Source organism: Streptomyces sp. 8K308, assembly GCF_004348315.1.
Taxonomy (GTDB): Bacteria; Actinomycetota; Actinomycetes; order Streptomycetales; family Streptomycetaceae; genus Streptomyces.
This window is the reverse complement of the sequence record NZ_SMKC01000448.1, coordinates 1-4,822: the sequence shown is the minus strand read 5'-3', so window position 1 is coordinate 4,822 and position 4,822 is coordinate 1. Positions and strand designations below refer to the sequence as shown.

The window sequence follows — 4,822 nt, the reverse complement described above, 5'->3', positions numbered from 1 at the left end:
AAGGGGAGGGTGGGCGGGGGCTCCACCTGTTGGGGAGCCTCGCCCACCGCTGGGGGTGCGACGTGCGGCGCCGGCCGACCGGGAAAACGGTGTGGTTCGACCTCAGCTGAGCTGCGCCGCCGTGACCAGCAGTTCCACACCGACGCCGATCGCCGACTCGTCGACGTCGAAGTCGCCCTGGTGGATGTCGCGCGGCGTGGCCCACGCGCCGCTCGGTGGACGGACGCCGAGGCGGGCCATGGCGCCCGGGACGTGTTCCAGGTACCAGGAGAAGTCCTCGCCGCCCAGGCTCTGCTGGGTGGGCTCGACGGCGCCCGCGCCGAAGCGGGCGGTCATGGCCTCGGTCAGCAGCGCGGTGGAGGACGCGTCGTTGACCACCGGCGGGACGCCCCGGATGTACTGGAGCTCGGACTTGGCTCGGTACAGGGAGGCGACCTCGTCGACCGCCGCGTGGACGATGTCGGGCGCGGTGCGCCAGGCCTCGATGTCGAGGCAGCGCATGGTGCCGGAGAGCTCGGCGGCCTGGGGGATCACGTTGGGCGCGTGGCCCGTCTCCAGGCGGCCCCAGGTGATGGCCATGCCGGCGCGGGTGTCCACCCGGCGGGCGACCAGGGCCGGGACGTCGAGGGCGACCCGGGCGGCGGCCGTGACCAGGTCGGTGGTGAGGTGCGGGCGTGCCGTGTGGCCGCCGGGGCCGGCCAGCCTGATCTCGATGCGGTCGCAGGCGGCCGTGATGGCGCCGGTGCGCACGCCGATGCGGCCGGCGTCGACCTTGGGGTCGCAGTGCAGGGCCAGGATGCGGGCGACGCCGTCCAGCACACCGTTCTCGATGGCGTCCTGGGCGCCGCCCGGCAGCACCTCCTCGGCCGGCTGGAACAGCAGCCTGACCCCGCGGCGCAGCCGGCCATCGGCGGCGAGCCTGGCCAGCGCGAGGCCGGCGCCGAGCACCACCGTGGTGTGCACGTCGTGGCCGCAGGCGTGGGCCCGGCCGGGGATGGTGGAGGCGTACGGCACGGTCTTGGTGTCCGGGATCGGCAGCGCGTCGAGGTCGGCGCGGAGCGCGAGGAGTGGTCCGGTGTCCCCCGCCGGCCGTATGTCACACACCAGCCCCGTGCCGCTGGCCAGCACGCGCGGGACGAGCCCGGCGCGCTCCAGGCGCTTCTTCACGACGGCGGTGGTGCGAACCTCCTGGTTGCCCAACTCGGGGTGCATGTGCAGATCCCGGCGGAAGGCGATCAGCTCGGCGCGCAGCTCGTCATCGAGTTCCAGGGTGGGCGCGGACTCCGGAGACAGCAGATCACTCACGTGACGAGGGTACGCCCGTTCCCCTGTCAACACCGCATCGATCATGGAAAGTTCACACAGTCGAATCACGCCGTGGCCGCATAGGACCGCGTGTGACTGGGTATGAGTATTTTCTTTCGCTCGCCGACGGCGCCTCTGGGTATTCCCTACTGCGGCGCCGGCAGCGACGTCAGACCGTGGGTGCCGAGCGCGGTGTTGGTGACGGCCGAGAGGAAGCCGCTGGCCCGCTCGGTGACGCGGTCGGTGAACCAGGTCTCCGATATGTCGCAGACCGCGACCTTCACCTCGGTGTCGGCCAGCACCTTCGGCAGGGTGTGCACCACGGTGGAGGGGAAGCTCAGGATCGTGGAGCCGATCGGGCCGCGCCTGGCGACGAGTTCGAGCGGCAGGTCGGGGCGGACGATCTCCACGCCGGCCTCCGCGCTCAGCCGCCGCAGCTTCTCGTTGCTCTCCCTGCGGTGCGCGAAGTAGCGGGTGACGCCGTGCGCGCGGGCCAGGCCCGCCACGCCCGCCACGTAGCGGTCCTCCTGGATCACGCCCGTCTCGACCAGCGAGGTGCCCACCAGGTCGGCGCCGCCGGTCAGCATCGGCTCGGGGAAGCGGGCGCGGGTCCAGGCGAAGGCGTTGGCGGTGACCGTGACGCCGGCGATGGGCTCGACCGGCATGGCCGTGAACACCTCGACCCGGCGGCCCTCGGTGGGTGTCAGGCGCCGCACCGCGCGCCGCGCCACCGGCGCGAACGCCCACGCCCGCGGCCCGCGCGCGGACGGCCGGTGCCAGCGCACCAGGCGCTCGCCACGGGCGAGCTGGGCGGTGAACTCCATGGTGGCCGTGCCGTCGTCCACGACGACGATGTCGCAGCGACCGCCGGCCATGGACAGCAGCAGCTGGAGGTAGCGGGAGAACGGGTCCCCGATCACCAGCAGCCCGGCCCGCCGCATCGGGCCGGTGAGGGCGGCGAGCGAGCGCGAGGAGGCGACGGCGCCGCCGCGCGCCTCGCGCCACAGCACGCGGTGCCCCGCGTCCCGGGCCAGTTGTGCCATGCGGCGCAACTGGCCCCGGCTGGTGGGGTCGTGCGGCGGCAGGATGACCACGGTGAGGTCGCGCAGGTCGCCGCGGTGCGACATGTGCGCCCACTCGAGGATGTTGAGCAACTGCACCGGACTCTCGGCGAACGCCAACGTGTTGGCGCCCGCCTTGGCACCCCGGTCGGTCATGCGCCTCTCTCCGTCCCGTAAGTTCCGTGAGTCCCGTGACTCGGCTCGTCCCGTAACGGCACCTGCTCGCCCCACCCGTTCCAGTGTCGCGCGGATCTCAGACAGACGCCGGCTCCAGCTCGGACCCGCCCTCGGCCACGACGCCCTTGACGCGGCGCAGCTTCTTCATCGGGCCGAGCTCGCTGTCGTAGACCTTCTTGACGCCGTCGCCCAGCGACTCCTCGATGATGCGGATGTCGCGGACCAGCCGGGTCAGGCCCTGCGGCTCGACGGAGGCGGCCTGGTCGGAGCCCCACATCGCGCGGTCCAGGGTGATGTGCCGCTCGACGAAGACGGCGCCGAGCGCGACGGCCGCCAGCGTGGTCTGCAGGCCGGTCTCGTGGCCCGAGTAGCCGATCGGCACGTTGGGGTACTCGGCCTGCAGCGTGTTGATCACGCGCAGGTTGAGCTCGTCGGCCTTGGCCGGGTAGGTGCTGGTGGCGTGGCACAGCAGTATGTTCTCGCTGCCCAGGACCTCGACCGCGTGGCGGATCTGCTTCGGGGTCGACATGCCGGTGGACAGGATGATGGTGCGGCCGGTGGAGCGCAGCTTGCGCAGCAGCTCGTCGTCGGTGAGGGAGGCGGAGGCCACCTTGTGCGCCGGCACGTCGTACTGTTCGAGGAAGTCCACGGCCTCGGTGTCCCACGGCGAGGCGAACCAGTGGATGCCCTTCTTGCGGCAGTACTCGTCGATGGCGCGGTAGTCGTCCTCGCCGAACTCGACCCGGTGCCGGTAGTCGATGTAGGTCATCCGGCCCCACGGGGTGTCCCGCTCGATGTCCCACTGGTCACGCGGGGTGCAGATCTCCGGCGTGCGCTTCTGGAACTTGACCGCGTCACAGCCGGCTTCGGCCGCCGCGTCGATCAGCGCGAAGGCGTTCTCCAGGTCACCGTTGTGGTTGATGCCGATCTCGCCCGTGATGTAGACGGGACGGCCGGGGCCCACGACGCGGTCGCCGAGCTTGCGAAGTCGGTTGTTGGTTGTCATGAGGGACTGAGTTCCTTTCCGAGGATCCACGAGGCGATCTCGCGGATCGCGCCGGCGCCGCCCGCCGCCGAGGTGACCGCGCGAGCGGCCCCCCGGACGACGTCGTGGGCGCTCGCGACGGCGACGGGCCAACCCACCAGGTCGAAGCACGGCAGGTCGTTGACGTCGTTGCCCGCGTAGAGAACGCGTTCCGGCGCGATTCCTTGCTCCTCGCACCACTGTTTGAGGGCGAGGTCCTTCCGGTCGATGCCGTGCAGCACGGGTATGCGCAGCTTGCGCGCCCGCGCGGCGACGACCGGGTTCTGTTCCGTGGACAGGATCAGGAGCGGGATCCCCGCCCGGCGCAGGGCGGCGATGCCCAGGCCGTCGCCGCGGTGCACGGCGACCATCTCCCGTCCCTCGGAGTCGACGAGCACCCGGTCGTCGGTCTGGGTGCCGTCGAAGTCGAGCACGACCGCGTCGATGTCGTCGCGGGTCGGCAGGTAGTCGGGGTAGCCGGAGTAGGCCGCCCCCGCCTTGGCCAGGCCCTGCTGGCCGCCGTCGAGCAGCGGCGCGAGGGCGCGGGCCCTGGCCAGGTCGTGCGGGTCGTCGATCTCGAGGACGCGGGCCGGGTCGGTGCGGACCAGCTCCGTGCGGCCGAAGAAGCGGTGCCGCTCGGTGCGCAGCCCGTCGGCGCGCATCGCGTAGCAGGCACCGGTCTCCAGCAGGTCCTGCGGACGGTCCTGCCGCATGGGGCGGTAGGACTTGTCGTGGTTGACGCCCTGGCCGCCGGTGCTGGCGGCCTCGCGCCAGACGAAGCCGTGGAACGGGGCCACGGTCAGCGCGGTGTCGGCGCCGTCCAGGATGGCGGCGGCGACGCCGTCCACCTCCTCGCGGGTGAGGAAGGGGCTGGTGCACTGGACGAGCAGGACGACGTCCACGGTGACGCCGTGGCGCTCCTCGTAGACGCCCATCGCGTGCAGGATGGCGGCCTCGCTCGTGGACTTGTCGCCGGCGATCTCGGCCGGTCGCTCGATGACCTCGGCGCCCGCGGCGTGCGCGGCGGCGGCGATGTCCGGGTCGTCGGTGGAGACCACGACCGCGGTCAGCAGCCGGGCGGCGCGGCACTCGCGGACCGCGCGGGTGACCAGCGGCGCGTCGCCGACGGGGGCGAGGTTCTTCCCCGGCACGCCCTTGGAGCCCCCGCGGGCGGGGATCACAGCCAGCACAGTGCTCATGCCAGAAGCCTTCGTTCGTTGGTCGGACCGCGGTGCGGGGGACGGGGTGGGGGCTG

At 72.4% G+C, this 4,822-nt stretch carries 4 protein-coding genes; all 4 read right to left on the bottom strand.

What is annotated here, in order from left to right; all coding sequences use genetic code 11:
• Positions 1-102 precede the first annotated feature (102 nt).
• The gene (locus E1265_RS33675) at positions 103-1,305 is read right to left on the bottom strand and encodes an amidohydrolase (protein ID WP_279571490.1); all 1,203 of its coding nucleotides are present in this window, start codon (positions 1,303-1,305) and stop codon (positions 103-105) included.
• Positions 1,306-1,451: 146 nt separating this feature from the next.
• A complete protein-coding gene (locus tag E1265_RS33670) occupies positions 1,452-2,522 on the bottom strand; it encodes a hypothetical protein (RefSeq protein ID WP_132934749.1) in 1,071 nt (356 codons plus the stop codon).
• 97 nt (positions 2,523-2,619) lie between these two features.
• Positions 2,620-3,549 carry an N-acetylneuraminate synthase family protein gene (locus E1265_RS33665; RefSeq protein WP_132934748.1) on the bottom strand — a complete coding sequence of 310 codons (930 nt, stop codon included), beginning with the start codon at positions 3,547-3,549 and terminating at the stop codon, positions 2,620-2,622.
• A complete protein-coding gene (locus E1265_RS33660) occupies positions 3,546-4,766 on the bottom strand; it encodes an N-acylneuraminate cytidylyltransferase (RefSeq protein WP_132934747.1) in 1,221 nt (406 codons plus the stop codon). Before E1265_RS33660 ends, E1265_RS33665 begins: the two co-directional genes overlap by 4 nt.
• Positions 4,767-4,822: the final 56 nt, after the last annotated feature.

Bases quoted from the DNA above. Each gene is read 5' to 3' on its own strand.
- E1265_RS33665 (WP_132934748.1), bottom strand. From the start codon at position 3,549: ATGACAACCAACAACCGACTTCGCAAGCTCGGCGACCGCGTCGTGGGC.
- E1265_RS33660 (WP_132934747.1), bottom strand. From the start codon at position 4,766: ATGAGCACTGTGCTGGCTGTGATCCCCGCCCGCGGGGGCTCCAAGGGC.
- E1265_RS33670 (WP_132934749.1), bottom strand. From the start codon at position 2,522: ATGACCGACCGGGGTGCCAAGGCGGGCGCCAACACGTTGGCGTTCGCC.